19 protein-coding genes and 1 other RNA gene are annotated in these 19,594 nt (G+C 58.3%); 8 read left to right on the forward strand and 12 right to left on the reverse strand.

Annotated features, from left to right (window positions below; translation table 11 throughout):
- Nucleotides 1–29: 29 nt before the first annotated feature.
- On the reverse strand, nt 30–953 hold the full coding sequence (locus tag HU754_RS05155) for a PliI family lysozyme inhibitor of I-type lysozyme (RefSeq protein ID WP_186623043.1): 924 nt from the start codon (nt 951–953) through the stop codon (nt 30–32).
- A 204-nt stretch (nt 954–1,157) separates the two neighbouring features.
- On the opposite strand from HU754_RS05155, the gene HU754_RS05160 reads away from it, so the two are divergent.
- Complete coding sequence (locus tag HU754_RS05160; protein WP_186623045.1) at nt 1,158–2,198, forward strand: EamA family transporter; 1,041 nt, start codon at nt 1,158–1,160, stop codon at nt 2,196–2,198.
- A gap of 76 nt (nt 2,199–2,274) precedes the next feature.
- The gene (locus HU754_RS05165; RefSeq protein ID WP_186623047.1) at nt 2,275–2,901 is read left to right on the forward strand and encodes a hypothetical protein; all 627 of its coding nucleotides are present in this window, start codon (nt 2,275–2,277) and stop codon (nt 2,899–2,901) included.
- A 181-nt stretch (nt 2,902–3,082) separates the two neighbouring features.
- On the opposite strand, the gene ssrA is transcribed toward HU754_RS05165, so the two are convergent.
- From ssrA to HU754_RS05205, 8 genes are all read right to left on the reverse strand, one after another.
- Nucleotides 3,083–3,471: a transfer-messenger RNA gene (ssrA, locus tag HU754_RS05170) on the reverse strand.
- Nucleotides 3,472–3,568: 97 nt separating this feature from the next.
- Nucleotides 3,569–3,844: a PA2433 domain-containing protein gene (locus tag HU754_RS05175; protein WP_016986519.1), complete on the reverse strand. Its 276-nt coding sequence runs from the start codon at nt 3,842–3,844 to the stop codon at nt 3,569–3,571.
- A 164-nt stretch (nt 3,845–4,008) separates the two neighbouring features.
- Complete coding sequence (locus HU754_RS05180; protein ID WP_186623049.1) at nt 4,009–4,290, reverse strand: PA2433 domain-containing protein; 282 nt, start codon at nt 4,288–4,290, stop codon at nt 4,009–4,011.
- Between the two features lie 130 nt (nt 4,291–4,420).
- A complete protein-coding gene (locus tag HU754_RS05185; protein WP_186623051.1) occupies nt 4,421–7,231 on the reverse strand; it encodes an FAD-binding and (Fe-S)-binding domain-containing protein in 2,811 nt (936 codons plus the stop codon).
- On the reverse strand, nt 7,228–7,899 hold the full coding sequence (locus HU754_RS05190) for a LutC/YkgG family protein (protein ID WP_186623053.1): 672 nt from the start codon (nt 7,897–7,899) through the stop codon (nt 7,228–7,230). Before HU754_RS05190 ends, HU754_RS05185 begins: the two co-directional genes overlap by 4 nt.
- A complete protein-coding gene (locus tag HU754_RS05195; protein WP_099757965.1) occupies nt 7,899–9,353 on the reverse strand; it encodes a LutB/LldF family L-lactate oxidation iron-sulfur protein in 1,455 nt (484 codons plus the stop codon). The genes HU754_RS05190 and HU754_RS05195 overlap by 1 nt, the downstream gene beginning before the upstream one ends.
- A complete protein-coding gene (locus HU754_RS05200) occupies nt 9,350–10,174 on the reverse strand; it encodes a (Fe-S)-binding protein (RefSeq protein ID WP_186623055.1) in 825 nt (274 codons plus the stop codon). The genes HU754_RS05195 and HU754_RS05200 overlap by 4 nt, the downstream gene beginning before the upstream one ends.
- A gap of 150 nt (nt 10,175–10,324) precedes the next feature.
- Nucleotides 10,325–12,019, reverse strand: a complete 1,695-nt coding sequence (locus HU754_RS05205) for a lactate permease LctP family transporter (RefSeq protein WP_116256446.1) — start codon at nt 12,017–12,019, stop codon at nt 10,325–10,327.
- A gap of 262 nt (nt 12,020–12,281) precedes the next feature.
- Between HU754_RS05205 and HU754_RS05210 the strand changes: the two genes are divergently transcribed.
- A complete protein-coding gene (locus HU754_RS05210) occupies nt 12,282–13,049 on the forward strand; it encodes an FCD domain-containing protein (RefSeq protein WP_007915207.1) in 768 nt (255 codons plus the stop codon).
- Nucleotides 13,050–13,167: 118 nt separating this feature from the next.
- Here the strand turns inward: HU754_RS05210 and smpB are convergent, their stop codons facing one another.
- Nucleotides 13,168–13,650, reverse strand: coding sequence for an SsrA-binding protein SmpB (gene smpB, locus HU754_RS05215; protein WP_007915208.1), 483 nt, complete (start codon nt 13,648–13,650; stop codon nt 13,168–13,170).
- 119 nt (nt 13,651–13,769) lie between these two features.
- Between smpB and HU754_RS05220 the strand changes: the two genes are divergently transcribed.
- Genes HU754_RS05220 through HU754_RS05230 form a run of 3 tightly spaced genes read left to right on the forward strand, consistent with a single transcriptional unit; the run spans nt 13,770 to nt 15,922 of the window.
- Nucleotides 13,770–15,173 (forward strand): sodium-dependent transporter, encoded by a 1,404-nt coding sequence (locus HU754_RS05220; protein WP_093435729.1) that lies wholly within the window; start codon nt 13,770–13,772, stop codon nt 15,171–15,173.
- Between the two features lie 7 nt (nt 15,174–15,180).
- Nucleotides 15,181–15,615, forward strand: coding sequence for a type II toxin-antitoxin system RatA family toxin (locus HU754_RS05225; RefSeq protein ID WP_016986510.1), 435 nt, complete (start codon nt 15,181–15,183; stop codon nt 15,613–15,615).
- A complete protein-coding gene (locus tag HU754_RS05230; protein ID WP_186623057.1) occupies nt 15,608–15,922 on the forward strand; it encodes an RnfH family protein in 315 nt (104 codons plus the stop codon). Before HU754_RS05225 ends, HU754_RS05230 begins: the two co-directional genes overlap by 8 nt.
- A 60-nt stretch (nt 15,923–15,982) precedes the next feature.
- Here HU754_RS05230 and HU754_RS05235 read toward each other — a convergent pair whose 3' ends face one another.
- On the reverse strand, nt 15,983–16,510 hold the full coding sequence (locus HU754_RS05235) for an outer membrane protein assembly factor BamE (RefSeq protein WP_093435741.1): 528 nt from the start codon (nt 16,508–16,510) through the stop codon (nt 15,983–15,985).
- Between the two features lie 97 nt (nt 16,511–16,607).
- Between HU754_RS05235 and fur the strand changes: the two genes are divergently transcribed.
- Entirely contained in the window at nt 16,608–17,012 is a 405-nt protein-coding gene (gene fur / locus HU754_RS05240; RefSeq protein WP_003221515.1) for a ferric iron uptake transcriptional regulator, read from the forward strand.
- Nucleotides 17,013–17,087: 75 nt separating this feature from the next.
- Here fur and recN read toward each other — a convergent pair whose 3' ends face one another.
- Entirely contained in the window at nt 17,088–18,761 is a 1,674-nt protein-coding gene (recN, locus tag HU754_RS05245) for a DNA repair protein RecN (RefSeq protein ID WP_007915217.1), read from the reverse strand.
- 240 nt (nt 18,762–19,001) lie between these two features.
- Between recN and grpE the strand changes: the two genes are divergently transcribed.
- Entirely contained in the window at nt 19,002–19,568 is a 567-nt protein-coding gene (grpE, locus tag HU754_RS05250) for a nucleotide exchange factor GrpE (protein WP_007915219.1), read from the forward strand.
- Nucleotides 19,569–19,594: the final 26 nt, after the last annotated feature.

Raw genomic sequence — 19,594 nt, forward strand, 5'->3', positions numbered from 1 at the left:
TCCGCTGGCGTGAGCCCGGTGACGTCAACTCAATACTCCGCCACCTTATCTTCGCGCAGAACCCACCCGGCCTCGCCCGCCATCAACGTGTATTGAACCTGGCGCATCTTCCCCGTGCGGCCTGCGCCTGCATCAGTGCTGTCATACACCGGGAAGCGCTGCACCAGCGCGTTTTCCACCACTGCAAACGAATCCTCGCCCTGATAACCCTCGGCGATTTTCGGATTGTCGCTGACCGGCGGCAGGTAGATTTCGCTCAGGGATTTCTTGTTGTTGGCGGAATAGGCGATCAGCTCGCCCGGCATGCCGCGTCCGGGCGAGCGGGTAAACACGTAGAGTTCGGGGGAGCCGTCGTTATTGAGGTCAGCAACCTCGGCACGCACGACCTCACCGGTGAGCGCCCGGCTGATGACCGCGTTATCGATCTCCAGACCTTTGGGGGTGATGCGCAGCGTCGGTTTGCCATCGACCTGCTCGGTGCTGACGTGAAAGGCAATGCCCTGCAATTCCAGCGTCTGCTCGAATGGCTGTTTCCCGCTGGTGGCGTCGCCATTGACCCGTCTCAGAGACAGCTCGTAGTTGGCCACTTCGTTGCGCCGTGCGGCATTGCGCATGAGATAGACCTGAACCGTGTACTCGCCATCGGCCGGCAGTGTTCCGAGGAAATGATTGCCCATGATCGAACCGTTGAACAGCGCGTAATCCGCGCCCTTGGCGGTGATGTTGAAGTAAGCGGAGGTGTTGGACGGTTTGAAATCGACGGTGAGCAACTGGCCGGCCTTGGCGTTGAATCTGTACTCCGCCGTCTGGTCGCCCTTGATCGACTGTTTGCGCTGAACACTGTCGGCGCTGGTTGTGAAATCGATCGGTTCGACGCGCACAGCGCCAGTGTCTGCTGCGAGGACTTGCAGAGAAATCAGTGCGGCCAGCACGGCGGCAATCCAGGTTTTCATCTTCAACTCCATTGCATCTCGATGTACGCAGCATAGAGGCTGCGTCGAGCAGGCACCCAGTGATTACGCGGATTAAATGTTGCTGGATTTGAGCACGTGCTTGAGGTGATGTTTCTGACACGAATCATCTGTTCACATAATTCTCACCTGAGTTTTGCCATGATCATTACCGGTATTCCATCAGCCCGAGCGAGTGATCCCGTCATGAATGTGAGCGTTCTCTACGCTTTGGTTGCGGCAGCATTGTTTGGCGCCAGTACACCACTCGCCAAGCTGTTGGGCGTACAGATTTCACCGATTCTATTGGCCGGATTGCTCTATCTGGGCAGCGGTCTGGGTTTGACCGTCCTGCGTTTTGCCCGCGATCGAGGCTGGCAGCGTTCCGGACTCGGAGCCGGCGAATGGCCGTGGCTGGTCGGAGCCATCGGCTTTGGCGGCGTGCTGGCGCCAGTGGCATTGATGTTCGGTTTGACCAGAACGTCCGGTGCGAGCGCGTCACTGATGCTCAACCTGGAATCAGTGCTCACGGCACTGCTGGCGTGGGTAGTGTTCAAGGAAAATGCCGATCGGCGAATCGTGATCGGCATGCTCGCCATCGTGGCCGGCGGTGTCGTACTGTCGTGGCCGCAAGAGACCGTGTCGGCGCAGGACTGGACAGGCCCGCTGGCCGTCGCCTTCGCCTGCTTTTGCTGGGCCATCGACAATAACCTCACGCGCAAAGTCTCTGCCTCGGACGCACTGTTCATCGCCGGCAGCAAAGGCCTGGTCGCCGGTCTGGTCAACTGCGGCCTGGCCTTGCTCATCGGCACGCAAATGCCTGCGGCCACCACGCTGGTGCCCATCCTGCTGGTCGGATTTCTCGGCTACGGCGTCAGCCTGGTGATGTTCGTCCTCGCCCTGCGCGGGCTAGGCAGTGCACGCACCGGCGCATACTTTTCCACCGCGCCGTTTCTGGGCGCAGCGATCTCGATTCTGCTGCTGGGCGAGTCGGTATCGCTGATGTTCCTGCTCGCCGCAGCGTTAATGGCCGTGGGGGTGTGGATTCATCTTATGGAGAACCATAGTCATGAGCATCAGCACGAACGGCTCGAGCATGATCATCGCCATACCCACGACGAGCATCACCAGCATGTGCACGGGTTTGAATGGGATGGAACGGAGCCGCACAGTCATTCGCATGTGCATACGCCGATGCGGCATAGACATGCGCATTTTCCGGATGTGCATCATCGGCATGAGCATTGATTGAATGTCTGAAGTCTGGTGATTGATATCACTGTGATATCATTTTTTGTCTTCAGTCTTTCATTCGAGTCATTCCATGAAACCCTTTTTCCTGCTGCCCCTTGTGACCCTGTTTTCTGCTTTCAGCGTTGCCGCTGCACCCTCACCGGTGGCGTCGTTTGCCGCTTGTGACGATCACTCACTGGCCGTTGTGCAATCACCTTTGATCAAGGATCTGGTGCCGAACTCTGTCGAAAATGGCCAGATCAAATTGTCCGGCGGCACCAAGAGCGACATGGGCCAGCGCTGGATGTTTGCCAAGCCAGTCGAGATCGATGGCATGTCGTTGACCGGTTTTTACGCCGAAGACATGGACCTGATGGGCACGCGCATCATCAGTTGGGGCTTCTACGCCAAGCAGACGCCGAACGAACTTCACACTCAACTGGAAAAAGCGGGCGGCCCACGCCTGGACATGTCGCAGGGACTCTACGCTCGCGCGGAAATCTGGTCCCATGGCAAATCCAGCTGGCAGCCGGAAGATCCTGCCGCCACTGCCGGTAAGCTGGTGGTCGACAGTGCCGAGCGGGTGTTCTTGATTGAACCGGCTCCGGAAGAGCTGAGTGCTGGGAGTAAGGGGATGTTTACTTGCTCGATTCAAGGGAAGGTTAATGAGGCGATGCTTAAGTCTAGTCGTCCGGATTTGGTTAGTGTTGCTCGTTGATTGTTTATGAGTGCGGGTATGGAAAAGGACGACATTAGGCCGTCCTTTTTTTTTGGGGGGGGGGTAAAGCATTGCCGGGGTATCGAGCCTGATCGATTGCAGGCTGCGGTCTTTAGTGCGCAGCGTGGTAGATGCCCAGATGCAACAAAGCCCGCACTTGGCGGGCTTTGTCATTGAGAGTTGGTGGAGCCGGGGGGATTTGAACCCCCGTCCGCCAGTACTCCGCTGTCGGTACTACATGCGTAGCCGTTTCTATTAAGTTAACCCTCAGCGACCCGAAGGGCAGGGTGCTTTGGGCGAGTTGTGTAAGTTTTAGCCGCTTCGTCCACAACGTACTGCACGGCGATTCTGTTCTATATGACAATCATTTTGGGTTTACAGACATCCCCTGATGATTGCTGGACCCGAAGGTACCAGGAGCATTGTCAGCTGCAATTAAGCAGCGAGAGCAACACCGTATTGGTCGTCATTGGCAACTATAAGTAGTTGCAACAGTGGATTTACGACTTCTGTTACCAAGTCGGCATGCACCTAAAGTTTCGCAACCGGCGTCGAATCCTAAACGGCCCCGAACTCATTGCTCAGTACATCTGTTTGAGCAACAAGTCTGCGCAGTGTACGTCAAACGGTGGTGGAAGGCCAACCCGAAGGTTGGCTTCCGGGTGTGTCAGTTACGCGTTGGATTGCGGATCTGCATTTTCGTGATCATGCCGTTGCTGATCTCAACGCATTTCTTGTCATCCCCGGCAGCTTGCGCCTTCATGGCATCTTCCTGCGCGGTCTTGACGTTGTTCAGCGACGTCTCCGGAATGGAAGGCTGGCTGGTAATGAAGTCTTTAATGGTTTGAAGATTCCCGGCACACAGGTCTTTATCCGCCGCAAACACCGGCGACGCCAGAAGTGCACCAGCGATGAACAATCCAGCAATTGCAGAATGCTTCATGGGTATCTCCTTGAACGATGGGGGCTCGGTGCTGCCGGACGGTCTGGCGGCGATGCCGAGGTCATGACAGGCCACGTTAGTGTAGTGCCTGTTCAATCGACCGCCACGCTACGCAGGAATTCGGTTTTTTTTACATTTAGTATGAAAACGCCATCTCGCCGAGTTCACTGCTTGGTGTCGCCCGAGGCGTTCTGGATTTCCAGAATGGTGCGCTGGGTTTCTGCCAGGCAATCGTCGATCTTGCCTTGGGACTTGAGATCCTTGGCCTTTTGCACACTGGCGGAGACGCGCGCGTTCAGATCAGGCGACGTCTGATATTGCGATTTTGCGTTGTTGATCGTCTGCAGATTGGCTTCGCAGAGGCTGGTGGGCTTATCAGCGGCAAACGAAGTGGAGGCCATCATCGAGGCAGTCACGAACAGACCAAGCAATACAGAACGTTTCATGTGTATCTCCTTGCGCTGAGGGATCCAGACTTCGCTGACCTTGAGCGCCGGTCACCGAAAGAAGGAACGGCCCCGAGTATTCAGGGCCTGTTCTGTGGACTGCGGTCTTGCGCAAGGGTTCTGATTTTCTTCAGTTGGGCTTCGCCTGAGTGACTCGATCGACCAGATAAACCAGGCCGTGATAGTCGATGCCGCCGTGCTGCGTCAGGCCGATCTCGCAGGTGCGGCTGGTGGAAATCCCCTCGCTGCAATGCTGCACCGCGTCCTTCAAGGTGCGCAGCGAATGGCTGTTCAGCTCCGGCGTGGTGAAGCCCTTGTCGCCGGCAAATCCGCAGCAATGAATACCTTCCGGGATCACCACGGTTTTGCTGCACTTGCGCGCCAGATCTATCAGCGCCTGGCTTTCGCCCAAGTGCTGAGTGCTGCAGGTTACGTGCACGGCAATCGGTGCGTCTTGCGGGGTGAAATCCAGTCGATCGAGAAGATGCGTACGGATGAAGCGCACCGGGTCGTACAGATCCAGACGGGTTTCTTCTACTTCCTGCACCAGCCGTAAGGTGCACGGACTGGTGTCGCAGTAGATCGGATCAAGCCCGCCGCGACTGGCGTGCAGCAGTGCGCTGATCAATTCCTGACGTTTGTGCTCGGCCTGCTCGGCGTAGCCTTTGGAGGCAAAGGGCTGGCCGCAGCAGAGGTTGTCCTGGTTATCCGGAAACACCACTTGGTAACCGGCCTTTTCCAGCAGGCCACGGGTTTTGTCGTAGAGCGACATCTGCTCTTTATCGCCCGCTGCCGGGCCCATGACTCGCGATACGCACGCTGCCAGATAGACAACGCGTGGGCGTTGGTCCGACACGCTCGGGCTGAAGCGAATGGCTTTCTCCGGTTGCGGCATCGCATTCGTCCACAACGGCACCTGACCTTTTGACAGGCGCGTAATGGTTGCCGAAAGTTTCGCCAGACGCGGCGCGCCGAGCATCATTCGTGCGCCGTTGGCCACATGCAGGGTGAAGCGTGCGCCTTGCAGGGTCTTGGCGAAATTTCCTTCGATCCAGTCAGCGGTTTTCTGATGCGTGGCGTGTCGGCCACGCAGCTTTTTCACCAGCTCACCGGTATTGATGCCTACAGGGCAACGTTGCGCGCACAGACCAGTGGCGGCGCAGGTTTCGATGCCTTGGTACTCGTAGGCTTTTTCCAGTTCGGTGGTGTCGACACCTGCACGTTTTTTCGCCTGAATATCGCGCCAGATGACAATGCGCTGGCGCGGACTCAGGGTCAGTCCTTTCGACGGGCAGATCGGTTCGCAGAAACCGCATTCGATGCACTTGTCGACAATCTCGTCGGCTGCTGGCAGCGGCTTCAGGTGCTTGAGGTGGATCTGCGGGTCTTCGCTGAGCACCACGTCGGGATTGAGAATGCCGTTCGGGTCGAGCAGACGTTTGAGCTGCCACATCAGTTGATAGGCGTCGCTGCCCCATTCCAGTTCCACGAACGGCGCCATGTTGCGGCCGGTGCCGTGTTCAGCCTTCAACGAACCGCCAAACTCCACGGCGACCAGTTGCGCGACGTCGTCCATGAACGCTTGATAGCGTGCGACTTCTTCCGGGTTGTTGAAGCCTTGGGTGAAGACGAAATGCAGATTGCCTTCCAGCGCGTGTCCGAAAAGGATCGCTTCGTCGTAGGAGTGTTTGTCAAACAACTCGATCAGGCGATTGACGCCGATCGCCAGTTGTTCGACCGGGAAGGTCACGTCTTCGATGATCACCGTGGTGCCGGTTTTGCGTACGGCGCCGACGGCGGGGAAGGTGTCCTTGCGGATCGCCCAGAGCTTGGCGTTCTCGGCAGGGTCTTCGGTAAAGTCGACCTGCTTCTCCACTGGGAAGCCGCTGAGCGACGCCATGATCTGCGCCAGCTGTTCCTGCAGCAAAGTGGACGATGCGGCGCGGGATTCGATCAGCAATGCGCAGGCATTGTTCGACAGCTGTTGTACGAAAGCGGGCATGCCCGGTTTGTCTTGCACCGAGCGCAGGCTGCGCCGATCCAGCAGTTCGACTGCAGACACCGGTTGGCTTTTCAGCTCCGTAACCGCGTTGCAGCAGGTTTCCACATCCGGAAACACGATCAGCGCCGAAGCCTTGTTTGGGTGATCGATCACCGTGTCGTAAGTCACCGCGCTGATAAAGCCGAGGGTGCCTTCGGAGCCGACCAGCAAGTGGCTCAAGATATCCACAGGCTCATCGAAATCCACCAAGGCATTCAGCGACAGGCCGGTGGTATTTTTCAGACGATATTTGTGGCGGATTCGTGCAGCCAGTTCGGCGTTGGCGCGGGTCTCGCGGCCCAATGTCGCCAAGCGTTCGAGCAGATCGCCGTGGCTTACGCGGAATGCCGCGACACTTGTAGCGTCTTCGGTATCCAGGCGCGTGCCATCGGCCAGCACCAGGCGAATCCCGGCCAGCGTGTGGTAGGTGTTTTGCGCGGTGCCGCAGCACATGCCGCTGGCGTTGTTAGCGACGATGCCGCCGATTTTGCAGGCGTTGATCGACGCTGGATCCGGGCCAATCTTGCGCCCGAACGGTGCCAGCCACGCGTTGGCCTGTGCGCCGATCACCCCCGGTTGCAGACGGATTTGCATGCCCTGGCCGCGAATCTCGCGAGCGTTCCAGTTATCCCCAAGCACGATCAAAACGGAATCGCTGATCGCCTGACCGGAGAGGCTGGTGCCAGCAGCGCGGAAGGTCACCGGGACATGGTCGCGCTGAGCCAGTTTCAGCAGCGCCACCACTTCATCTTCGGACTCGACGCGGATCACTAGTTGCGGGATCAGCCGATAAAAACTGGCATCCGTACCAAAGGCCAGAGTCGATAACGGGTCATCAAAACGGCGCTCGGCTGGAATCAGTTGTTGCGCATCACGCAGGAAATTCACCGGAAGCGTCATTGGTCCTCCAGGATCAGCACCACGAGGTCTTTCGGGCCGTGGGCGCCGTAAGCCAGCACTTGCTCGATGTCCGCTGTTTTCGACGGGCCGGACACCAGCAACGCATTGGTCGGCATGCCCTGGGCCCACACGAATTCCTCTTGCACCTGATAGAAGTTGTCACGGATTTCGCTGGCCTTGAGCAGGGCGAAATGTACCGGCGGTACCAGGCTCATCAACCGCGGTTCTTCGCGGGTTGGCCAGAGGATCAAGCTGCCGGTGGCGGCGATTGCACCGAGGGTGCCGGTGAGGCTGGCCGGGGTGTCGTTGAACAGTTCGGCTTTCCACTCTTCCATCGGCCGGTCGTAGGATTTCAGTGTTGGCAGATCAGGATTGTTCGCCCAATGCTGTGTGATTTTCTGCCCGTGCGCTGTCGTCGGTGCGATCAACAGACTCGGCAACTGGCGGTCGCGCAACAATTGTGCGAGCAATGCCGGCCATTCTTCGCCCGAGGTCAGGTGGATTTCGGTGTGCACCGCTTCCATCAATTTGCGCAGTTGCGGGATGCGTTGTTCGGCGCTGTAGGTGTAAGGCTGCGTCACCAGATCGACATCGAAGTTGTCGGCAATCGGCGTGGCGCCAGTCAGACTTTTCCGCAGCTTGGCGAGGATATTGTGCTTGGCGCTCATCAGCGGTCTCCCTGTTTGGCCAGATGCTCACGGGCCATGTCGTGCAGTGAGCGGGCAGCGGGTTTCGGCGCGCTGTGGTTTTGTGTCCATGGGCCGACATTGTTCGGGGTCAGGGCACGCAGGCGCGTGGCGAAGAAGCCGAACAATCGATACAAGGTCGGAGAGCTGTTGAGCCTGGCCCAGGCGTTCCAGATGAAACGTTCCTTGCGCGAATACTTGCTGCCCTGACCGCGCATCACTTGATTCGGGCTGTCCGGGGCTTTGACGTTCTCTTCGCGCAGGCGTCGCAGGATCGCCGGGATCGGAATTTTTACCGGGCAGACTTCGCCGCAGGCACCGCACAGCGACGAAGCGCTCGGGTGATCGGGGACTTTGGCCAGACCGACCATGTGCGGGGTGATGATTTTGCCGATCGGTCCCGGGTACACCTCGCCATAGGTGTGGCCACCGACGCGGGTGTAGACCGGGCAATGATTCATGCAGGCGCCGCAGCGGATGCAGTTCAAGGTCTGACGCAGTTCACTGTCGGCGAAGGCTTGGCTGCGACCGTTGTCGAGCAGCACCAGGTGCACTTCCTGCGGGCCGTCGAGTTCGTGTTCCTTGCGCGGGCCGGAGATCATGTTGACGTAAGTGGTGATCGGAATACCCAGCGCCGAGCGCGTCAGCAGTGACAGCAACGGCACCACGTCGCGTAGATTTTCCACGACTTTTTCGATGCCGGTGACGGCGATGTGCACCGGTGGCACGGTGGTGGTCATGCGGCCGTTGCCTTCGTTTTCCACCAGCAGCAGGGTGCCGGTTTCGGCGACGGCGAAGTTGACACCGGAGACGCCGATGTCCGCTTCAAAGAATTTCTGCCGCAGGACCCTGCGACCGATCTGAATGAGTTGGTCAACGTCCTTGGTGTATTCCACGCCAAGTTTGTCGTGGAACAAGGACGCGACCTGACCGGCATTCTTGTGGATCGCCGGCATAATGATGTGTGAAGGCTTCTCGTGGTCGAGCTGGACGATGTATTCCCCCATATCGGACTCCAGACATTCAATGTCCCGAGCCTCGAGGAAATGGTTCATCTCCATCTCTTCGCTGACCATCGATTTGCCCTTGATCACTTGCCGCGCCTCGTGAGCGCGGATGATCGATAAGACGATGCCATTGGCCTCGTCCACCGTTTCCGCCCAGTGCACTGTCACACCGTTGCGGGTCAGGTTCTGTTCCAGTTGCTCGAGGAGGTCGGGCAACTTGGACAGCGCGCGGGCCTTGATCGAATTGCCCAGTGCGCGCAAATGTTCTCTTTCGTGGGCATCACTGAAAGCGGCTGCCCGCTTGACCATCAGTGAGTCCATGGCAGTGCGGAAGTTGTTCCGTAGCTGCTGATCGCCCAAGGCATTGTGTGCCCGGGTACGGAAATCTTCTTCTACGGCGACCGTAGGAATAATCGCGGAAGTGCTCATTGCGCACCTCCGGTTCGTTGCCACAAGAAGCTCGCGAGATGTTGCCCGCGCAGCGCTTCTTTTTGTTTCTCCAATGCGCCGTTGATGTTCATCAAACAGCCACAGTCGGCGCTCAACACCTTGTGCGCGCCGGAATCCTTCAGCGCTTGGGTCTTGTCAGCCACCATCGCGCCGGAAATGTCTGGCATACGGACGCTGAATGTCCCACCGAAGCCACAGCATTCGCTTTCGTGGTCATGGTTGACCCGTTCCACGTTGCTCAACTGCGCCAACAACTCGCGGCCGTGCAGGTGGGTGTTCATTTCGCGCCGTGCCGAACACGAAGTGTGCAGCGCTACTTTGACCGGAGCGCCGCTGTCCTTGAGCTGCACCTTGCAGACAAACAGCAGAAACTCGGCCAGTTCATAGGTGCGGGCCGCGAGGGCCTGAACCTGTTTTAACGTCTCCGGCTCGTCCTTGAACAAGTCGGCGTAATGCTCACGCAGCATGCCGGCGCAGGAACCCGACGGCACCACCACCGGATAATCCCCGGCAAACAGCGCCAGTTGCGAGCGCGCTACCGTCCGCGCCTGCTCGGTGTAACCCGAGGTGTAGGCCGGTTGGCCGCAGCAGCTCTGCCCTTGCGGGTACTCGACCCGGATCCCTTCGCGCTCCAGCAAGTGGATCGCGTCCATCCCGGCCTCGGGGTAGAACAGGTCGACCACACACGTGCCGAACAGGTAGACCCGCGACGGTTTCTCGCTGGGGTATTGCCGAGGTTCGGGCAGTGGCGGTGCCACGCGGGTCGCGTTTGGCACAGCGTTGTAAAAAAGCTCGCTCATCAGGCGTGTCTCCGGGTGGGCCCGGTTATCCGTCTGTGGCGGCTGCTGAATATAAAGAGCGTTGCTTTCAGCAGCCTTACAGACCGGGTTGTGAATTGCTGACGCCGGCATCACGAACCGGCGTCGGTTTTTTCTGTGTTTCTTGTAGGTTTAGTGCACCAGCATGCCGGTGAACCAGTAGGCCTGAGCCAGGGTGATCAAACCGACAATCGTTGCAAAGAATAGGCTGTGCTTGAGGGTGAAGCGGAACAGATCCGATTCCTTGCCCACCAGACCGGTCGCGGCGCAGGCCACGGCGATCGATTGTGGCGAGATCATTTTGCCGGTCACGCCGCCGCTGGTGTTCGCTGCCACCAGCAGGGTGTCATTGACGCCGATCTGGTGAGCGGTGGTCGCCTGCAGCGAGCTGAACAGGGCGTTGGATGAAGTATCCGAACCGGTGAGGAACACGCCGAGCCAGCCGAGGAACGGCGAGAAGAACGGGAATGCCGCGCCAGTTGCTGCCAGTACCAGAGCCATCGTTGAAGACATGCCGGAGTAGTTGGTGACGAACGCGAACGCCAGCACCATGCCGATCGACAGGATTGGCCAGCGCAGTTCGTAGAAGGTCTCTTTCAAAGTGGTCAGACCAGTTTTGAAGTTGATCTTCAAGACCAGCATCGAGATCAGCGCGGAGAAGAAAATCGCCGTGCCGGTCGCGGAAATCGGGTCGAGTTTGAACACCGCTGGAATGGCGGTAGGGGTGGCCACGATGGGTGCGGTTTTGATCACTAATTGATCAAGGTGCGGAATCGCGAAGTTGAATACCCAGCTGTACATCGAACCGCCAGCGGCGAACATCGCTTTGAAAGGCTTCAGCGTCCAGATGGTCACCAGCACGGTGAGAATCAGGAACGGCGACCAGGCTTTGAAAATTTCCCCGAGGCTGTAAGGCGACGCCACGGTGGTGCGCTTCTGGCCGAAACCGCCGACGCTGGCGGTGATCGCTGCGCTCGACGTGGCGCCGGCGATTTGCGCGCCTGCGGTGCGTTTTGGCTGCCAGATTTTCAGGAACAGGGTCAGCGATATCAGGCTGGCCAGCGCCGAGGTGATGTCCGGCAATTCTGGCCCAATGAAGTTCGAGGTGAAGTACTGGGTGATGGCGAAGCTCAGGCCCGCAACCAACGCTGCCGGCCAGGTTTCACGTACGCCGCGCAGACCGTCCATCATGAACACCAGCCAGAACGGCACGAACAGCGACAGCAACGGCAGTTGGCGACCGGTCATGGCGCCGATCTTGAACGCGTCGATACCGGTGACTTGGCCGGCGACGATGATCGGGATCCCCAGTGCACCGAACGCTACCGGTGCGGTGTTGGCGATCAGGCACAAGCCAGCGGCGTACAGGGGGTTGAAGCCCAGCCCGACCAGCAACGCGGCAGTAATTGCCACTGGCGCGCCGAAACCGGCGGCACCTTCCAGGAACGCACCGAAGCAGAAACCGATCAGCAGCACTTGCAGGCGCTGGTCGTCAGTAATCGATAACACCGAGCTGCGAATGACCTCGAACTGACCACTTTTGACCGTCAGTTTGTAGAGGAACACCGCCGCGACAATGATCCAGGCAATCGGCCACAGACCGTAGGCGAAGCCATATCCGGCAGCGGCGAAGGCCATGTCGACCGGCATCTGGAACGCGAAGATCGCTACGGCAATCGACAGGGCGAGGGTGATGCTCCCGGCCACGTGGCCCTTGAGACGGAACACCGCCAATGCGAGGAAAAAGAACACGATGGGGATGACGGCCGCGAGTGCGGACACGCCGAGACTGCCGAGCGGGCTATAGAGCTGTTGCCAGGTTTGCATATGGGGTGGCCCCTAATTGTTGTTGGTCAGGCACTGTCAGCGTTCTTGGATAATTGGTAAGACCAATTTACAATCGCTGTTGGCTAGGGTAAAAGCCTTGGTGTCGGTGTGTCAATTTGCCGCTCTAAAACTTTTGTCGAACAAGCGGTGCAGATCGCATCTGATCTGGTTTGCGCAAGTGGCGTCTGGTAGGTGTCGGCAAGGCGCCGATAGGCCAGAATAGAGAGCCCGGCGAGCGGTCGGGATCGTGGAGAAATGAGTTATGGGGTTTGATCAGATTCGGCAGCGCCGTTTGTCTGACGATATTGTCGAGCGACTTGAGGGGATGATCCTCGAGGGCACGCTGAAGTCCGGTGAGCGGCTGCCAGCGGAGCGCACGCTGGCAGAACAATTTGGCGTATCACGGCCGTCGCTGCGCGAAGCGATTCAGAAACTGGCGGCCAAAGGTCTGCTGGTCAGTCGTCAGGGCGGCGGCAACTATGTCGTGGAAAGCCTCGGCTCGACGTTCAGTGATCCGCTGCTGCAGTTGCTCGAAAGCAATCCTGAAGCACAGCGCGATCTACTGGAGTTTCGGCATACTTTGGAGGCATCGTGCGCCTATTACGCCGCATTGCGCGCCACCGATGTCGATCGTGAGCGGCTGACCGCCGCATTTGAAGAGCTGCAGGACTGCTATTCGCGTCACGATGAAGTCAGTCGGGCGGAGGAGGGCGCGGCGGATGCGAAATTCCACCTGGCGATTGCCGAAGCCAGCCATAACGCCGTGCTGTTGCACACCATTCGCGGGCTGTTCGATCTGCTCAAGCGTAACGTCGTCACCAACATCGGCGGCATGTACAAGCAGCGCACGGAAACTCGCGACATGCTGATTACCCAGCATCGGGAATTGTATCTGGCGATTATTGAAGGTCGCGCGGAGCAGGCGCGAGAAGTCTCCAGCCGACATATCTTGTATGTGCAGGAAGTGCTGGAAGAGGTGCGGCAAGAGGTTCAGCGCATGGCCCGGGCGGAGCGGCGCAAGGGGATGTGATCAGTTGTTTTTGTGTTGATGCTGCAATAGCTTTCGCGAGCAGGCTCGCTCCCACATTGAAATGCATTCCAAGGTGGGAGCGAGCTTGCTCGCGAATACGCTCTAAAGGCAGAAGAAGTCAGTCTTCCTTGCCCTTGTTGCGCACCGCACGCTGCAGTTCACGACCAGCATCGCGCTCGCGCTCGGTATCACGCTTGTCGTATTCCTTCTTGCCCTTGCCCAGAGCAATTTCGCACTTGACCATGTGCTTGCTCCAGTACCAGGACAGGCAGACGCAGGCGTAACCCTTTTGCTGCACGGCGGCGGCGAGCTTTTCCAGCTCGCGGCGGTTGAGCAGCAATTTGCGTGTGCGCACCGGGTCAGCGATGACGTGGGTGCTTGCGGTCATCAGAGGCGTGATGTGGCTGCCGAGCAACCATGCTTCGCCATCCTTGAGCAGGACATAGCTGTCGACCAGCTGTAGCTTGCTTGCCCGCAGACTTTTTACTTCCCAGCCGGCCAGGACCAGACCAGCCTCGAACTTGTGCTCGATGAAGTAATCGTGTCGCGCCTTTTTGTTCTGCGCGATGGTCCCTGTTGGGTGTTTCTTCTGTTTAGCCATAGGGGCGGCATTATATGGAGATAAACCGCCGTCGGCTACGGTGTTGCTGCGTGCTTGAGCAGGTTGAGTGAATCCCGGACAATGCGGCCTCTTTTTCTAACGCTTGGGCGTGATAAACGATGTCGACAGACAAGGTTTCTGTCCACGGCAGTTGGGCTAGCCGCTGGGTATTCATACTCGCCGCGACCGGTTCGGCCGTGGGACTGGGTAGTATCTGGAAGTTCCCCTACATGGTCGGGGTCTACGGCGGCGGCGCCTTTGTGCTGATGTTTCTGGCGTGCATCGCGCTGATCGGCATCCCGGTCATGCTCGCTGAAACCCTGATCGGCCGGCGCGCCCGCCAGAGTCCAGCGAACGCCTTGAAGGTGCTGGCGCTGGAAGCCGGGCACTCGGGCAAATGGTCGTGGGGCGCATTTGCCGGGATGATCACGGCATTGTTGATCCTGTCTTTCTATAGTGTGGTCGGCGGCTGGTCGCTCGACTACATTGTCGATATGGGCCGCGGCGACTTCCAGGGCGCCACAGCCGATCAGGTCGGCGCCTATTTCGGCAATGTCATCTCCAATCCATGGCGTCTGACACTTTGGCATACGATTTTCATGCTGCTGTCGGCTTTCGTCATCGCCAAGGGCGTGGTCGCCGGGCTTGAGCGCAGCCTGCGCATCATGATGCCGCTGCTGTTCGTGATGATTCTGGTGTTGCTGGGTTACAGCATGACCACCGGGCATTTCATGGAGGGCGTGCATTTCATGTTCGACTTCCACCCGGAAAAAGTCCTCGACGGCTTGTTGCCGGCCATGGGGCACGCGTTCTTCTCGCTGAGCGTCGGTGTTGGTTCGATCATGATCTACGGTGCTTATATGCCGAAGAGTTCATCGTTGTCGGGCACCGTTGTCGGCGTGGCACTGCTCGATACCTTTGTTTCGCTGATCGCCGGTCTGGCCTTGTTCCCGATTGTATTTGCCGGCGGCCTGAACCCTAGCGAAGGGCCGGGGCTGATGTTCGTCAGTCTGCCATTTGCCTTTGGTAACGTGGCGTTCGGTCAGTTGATGGGCGTGGTGTTCTTTGTGCTGGTGGCGATCGCTGCCTGGAGTTCGGCGATCTCCCTTCTGGAGCCGATGGTTGCCTATCTGGTTGAGCGCACCAAAGTCAGCCGCGCGTGGGTGACTTTCTGGCTTGCCTTCACTTGCTGGTTCGTCGGTCTGGGCACGGTGTTCTCCTTCAATATCTGGAAGGAAGCCAAATTTTTCGTGAACGAAGGCGGGATGTTCCATCTCTACCAATGGGGTGCGCAGAGCGGTCTGGACTTCTTTGGTGTGATCGATTTCTTCACCTCACGGATCATGCTGCCGCTCGGTGGCCTGTGTTTCGTGCTGTTTGCCGGATGGGTGATGGGGCGTGAAGCGGTACGCGACGAGTTGTCGATCCGCAATCCGCTACTATTCGCCCTGTCTTTGTTCTTGATGCGCTACGTGGCGCCCATCGGCATTCTTGTAGTGTTTGCCGCTCAGCTCTGGAAGTAACGCTCACATGACGACACATATTCAACGATCGGCGTTGCTGCCGTACCCGGCGCAATTTCTCTATGACCTGGTCAACGACGTGGCGCGCTACCCGGAATTTCTGCCGTGGTGCTCCTCGGCGGAAGTGCTGGAAAGCTCGCCGGAGCATATGCGCGCCAGTGTTGGCGTAGCCAAGGGCGGGCTCAGTCAGCATTTCGTGACGCGTAATACGCTGGTGCCGGGGCAGTCGATTGAAATGAACCTGGAAGAAGGCCCGTTCAATCAGTTGCACGGTGTGTGGGTGTTCAAGGTATTGAACGAGAAGGCCTGCAAGATCAGTCTGGATCTGTCGTTCGATTACGCCGGACCGCTGGTGCGCGCGACGCTGGGGCCGCTGTTCAATCAGGCGGCCAATACGCTGGTGGACGCGTTCTGCCAGCGCGCCAAGCAGATGCATGGTTGAGCCGGTGATCGAGATAGAGGTGGTATACGCGGCCGTGGATCGTCAGGTATTGCGCTCATTCGGCGTCAACGAAGGTGCGACGGTGCGGGCTGCGTTGCTTGCGTCGGGTATCGCTAGCGAGGTTCCCGAGTTGAATCTGGCGGAGTGCCCGCTAGGCATCTTTGGCAAAGTGGTTGCTGACCCGGACTCGCGAGTCATTCAGGCAGGGGAGCGCATTGAGATTTACCGCCCGTTGCTTGCCGATCCGAAAGAGGTTCGACGCTTGCGAGCGGCCAAGGCTGCCGAGGCCAAAGCGCGAAACGCGTAAAAAGCCAAATCGCAGGCAATAAAAAACCCGGAATTTCCGGGTTTTTTATTGCGTCGCAAATTATTGCGGCGAGGTGTCCAGCGGCTCTGGTGTTGGAACCGGAACGGTTTCCACACCATCGACGTCCTTCTGGATCTGATCCAGCAAGGAACCTGGCTTGACCGGTTTTTCCGGTTTTGGCTTCTCGGCGTTTTCAGCAGGAGCGGTCACGGTCGTGCCATTGTCCTTGCCGAGAATGGCTTCGTCACGGCTTACGCCCGGCATAAAGTCACCGGACAGGCTGACAAGCTGGTCGTTTGAGTTGAAAATAACGCTGATGCGTTCCTGTTGGCGTTCACCGCCACCCGGTTGCAGGCTGTACAGATAATCCCAGCGATCGGCATGGAACGTGTCGACAAGCAGAGGGTTACCCATGATAAACCGTACTTGCGGCCGGGTCATTCCCGGGCGTAACTGGTCTATCATGTCCTGCGTGACGACATTGCCCTGCTGGATGTCGATTTTGTAAACCCCGGGGAATGAACAACCGGCGAGTGCGAGCAGTCCCACAAAGGTGAAACTGGTTAGCAAGAGCTTGGTGTTTTGCATCGGTGGGCGACTTCCACTATCTTGGCTGGGACAACGTAAACGCCGATCATACCCGCATTAAGAGAAGCTGCGAAGCAGCATCGCGAGAAAGCTGACCATGGTTGAAAATAGCGAACTACGCAAAGCCGGCCTCAAAGTGACCCTGCCACGGGTCAAGATCCTGCAAATGCTCGACTCTACAGAGCAGCGTCACATGAGTGCCGAGGACGTCTACAAGGCGTTGATGGAGGCTGGTGAGGACGTCGGTCTGGCCACGGTTTACCGTGTTCTGACCCAGTTCGAAGCGGCTGGCCTCGTGGTCCGTCACAACTTCGACGGCGGCCATGCGGTATTCGAATTGGCCGACGGTGGCCACCACGACCATATGGTCAACGTGGAAACCGGTGAAGTCGTCGAATTCGTCAGCCCGGAAATCGAAAAGCTCCAGAAGGCAATTGCCGAGGAGCACGGTGTTGATCTGGTAGATCACAATCTGGTGCTGTACGTGCGCAAGAAAAAGTAAGCATGTCGCGCGAATTTCACATTCGCGAAACGAACGAAGGCGACCCAAGGGTCGCCTTCGTGCTTTCTGTCATTGCTAAACCTTGGCAGTGACCACCATTTTTTTCGCGTGGGCGAGGGATTCCTTGGTCAGATCGATGCCGCCGAGCATCCGTGCCACTTCTTCTATACGGTCATTCTTGCTCAGTTTGGAAACGGCAGTGTGCGTCGCCTCTTCACCGCGCACCTTGTGCACGAACAGATGCTGATGGCCTTGCGCGGCCACTTGCGGCAAGTGCGTGACAGTCAGTACCTGGCCGCGATCGCCGAGACGGCGCAACAGTTGGCCGACAATTTCTGCGGTCGGGCCACCGATGCCGACGTCCACTTCGTCGAATACCAGCGTCGGAACACGGGATGTCTGTGCGGTGATGACCTGAATCGCCAGGCTGATCCGTGAAAGCTCACCGCCGGAAGCGACTTTCGCCAGCGCCTTCAGCGGCTGGCCCGGGTTGGCGCTGACCAGCAATTCGACCTGCTCCAGCCCGTTGGGCAATAACTCGTCGCTGCTGTTGGCCTTCAATTCGATGGTGAAGCGACCACCCGGCATGCCCAGTCGCTGAATTTCCTGCTCAACAGCACTGGCGAGACTGCCGGCGGCCTGATGACGCAAATCGCTCAGTTCTCGGGCTTTCTCCTGGTAGTGGCGGGCGTAGGAGGCCAATTCTTCACCCAGGCGCTCAATGGATTCGTCATTGGCGTTGAGGGTTTCGATTTCATCCAGCAACTTCTGCTGCATCTCACCCACTTCGGTCGGCTGGATCCGGTGTTTGCGCGCCAGGGTATAAATAGCGTCGAGACGTTCTTCCAGATATTGCAGGCGCGCCGGATCGGCATCGAAGTTATCGAGGAAGCGATTCAGTTCGCCAACGGCTTCTTCGACCTGAATCTGTGCGCTGGTGAGCAAACTGCTCGCTTCGCCCAGTGCGCCAACGGAATTGTTCACGCTCGACAGGCGATTGAGGCTGGCAGTCAGTGCATTCAATACATTGCCGGAATCGCTTTCGCTGCATTGTTCGACCACTTGCCGACAAATGCCCAGCAAGGTTTCGGCGTTGGTCAGGTTTTTGTGTTCCTGCTCAAGTTGCTCCAGCTCGTTATCACCGAGGCCGAGGTTTTCCAGCTCTTCAAGTTGATAGCTCAGCAATTGATGGCGGGCGCGTTGTTCGTCGCCGGAATTGGAGAGGCGCTCCAGCTCCTGGCGAGTCTGGCGCCAGCGCTGGGCGGCGAGCTGAACCTGGCGGGCCAGGTCGGTAGCGCCGGCGTACTCGTCCAGCAAGCGGCGGTGAGTATCGGTTTTCAGCAGGGACTGGTGTTCATGCTGGCTGTGGATATCGATCAACAACTCGCCCAATGACTTGAGGTCGCCGAGCGGGCAGGGTGTGCCGTTGATGTAGCCGCGTGAACGACCTTCCGAGGTGATCACCCGACGCAGAATGCACGGGCCGTCGGTCTCCAGGTCACGCTCGGCCAGCCATGCGCTGGCTTCAGGGATGTCCGCCAGATCGAAGGTCGCGAGGATGTCGGCCTTGTCGGCGCCGGGGCGCACCACGCCGCTGTCGGCACGATCGCCGAGGGTCAGGCCCAGCGCGTCGAGCATGATCGACTTGCCGGCGCCGGTTTCACCCGTGATCACGCTCATCCCGCGATCAAGTTCGAGATCGAGATGTTCAACGATGGCGTAGTTATGTACGGACAGGTGCACCAGCATAAAGGCCGCTCCCAAGCTAAAGGTCTGGTTATTTATACAGTGTTTTGTTTCGCGCTGACAATGCCCTCCCTTAGGTCGATTTGCTTGAACCGAAAATTTGCTTAGCGCATTGAGGAATGAAGATTCGACACTTTTTTGTAGGGTTAATGTTTGAAGGCCCTTGAAGCCTGATTTTGCGGCCCCATATATCGGGGCAGAAGCGCGAGTCAGGCTCGCGGACGAAATTGAAAGGAGAATTCTATGGCTGACGAACAGACAGTAGATACGCAAAACCCAGAAGCCAATCAGGCGCCCGAAGGTTCGGGTGATGACCTGGCGACCCGTGTACAAGTGCTCGAAGAGCAATTGGCCGCCGCGCAGGATCAATCTCTGCGTGTTGCTGCCGATCTGCAGAACGTCCGTCGCCGTGCCGAGCAGGACGTCGAGAAGGCGCACAAGTTTGCCCTGGAAAAATTCGCCGGCGACCTGTTGCCGATCGTCGACAGCCTGGAGCGCGGCCTCGAGCTGTCGAACCCGGACGACGAAAGCATTCGTCCGATGCGCGAAGGCATCGAGCTGACGCTGAAAATGTTCCATGACACCCTCAAGCGTTATCAGCTGGAAGCGATCGATCCGCACGGCGAACCGTTCAACGCCGTTCAGCATCAGGCGATGGCCATGCAAGAAAGCGCCGACGTAGAGCCGAACAGCGTTCTGAAGGTGTTCCAGAAGGGCTACCAGCTCAACGGTCGCCTGCTGCGTCCGGCCATGGTTGTGGTCAGCAAGGCGCCTGCGCCAATTTCGCCTTCGATTGACGAGAAGGCTTGAAATTAGCCGCAAGGCCCCCATTTAGA

Origin of the sequence: Pseudomonas zeae, from assembly GCF_014268485.2 — a bacterium.
GTDB classification, from domain to species: Bacteria; Pseudomonadota; Gammaproteobacteria; order Pseudomonadales; family Pseudomonadaceae; genus Aquipseudomonas; species Aquipseudomonas neuropathica.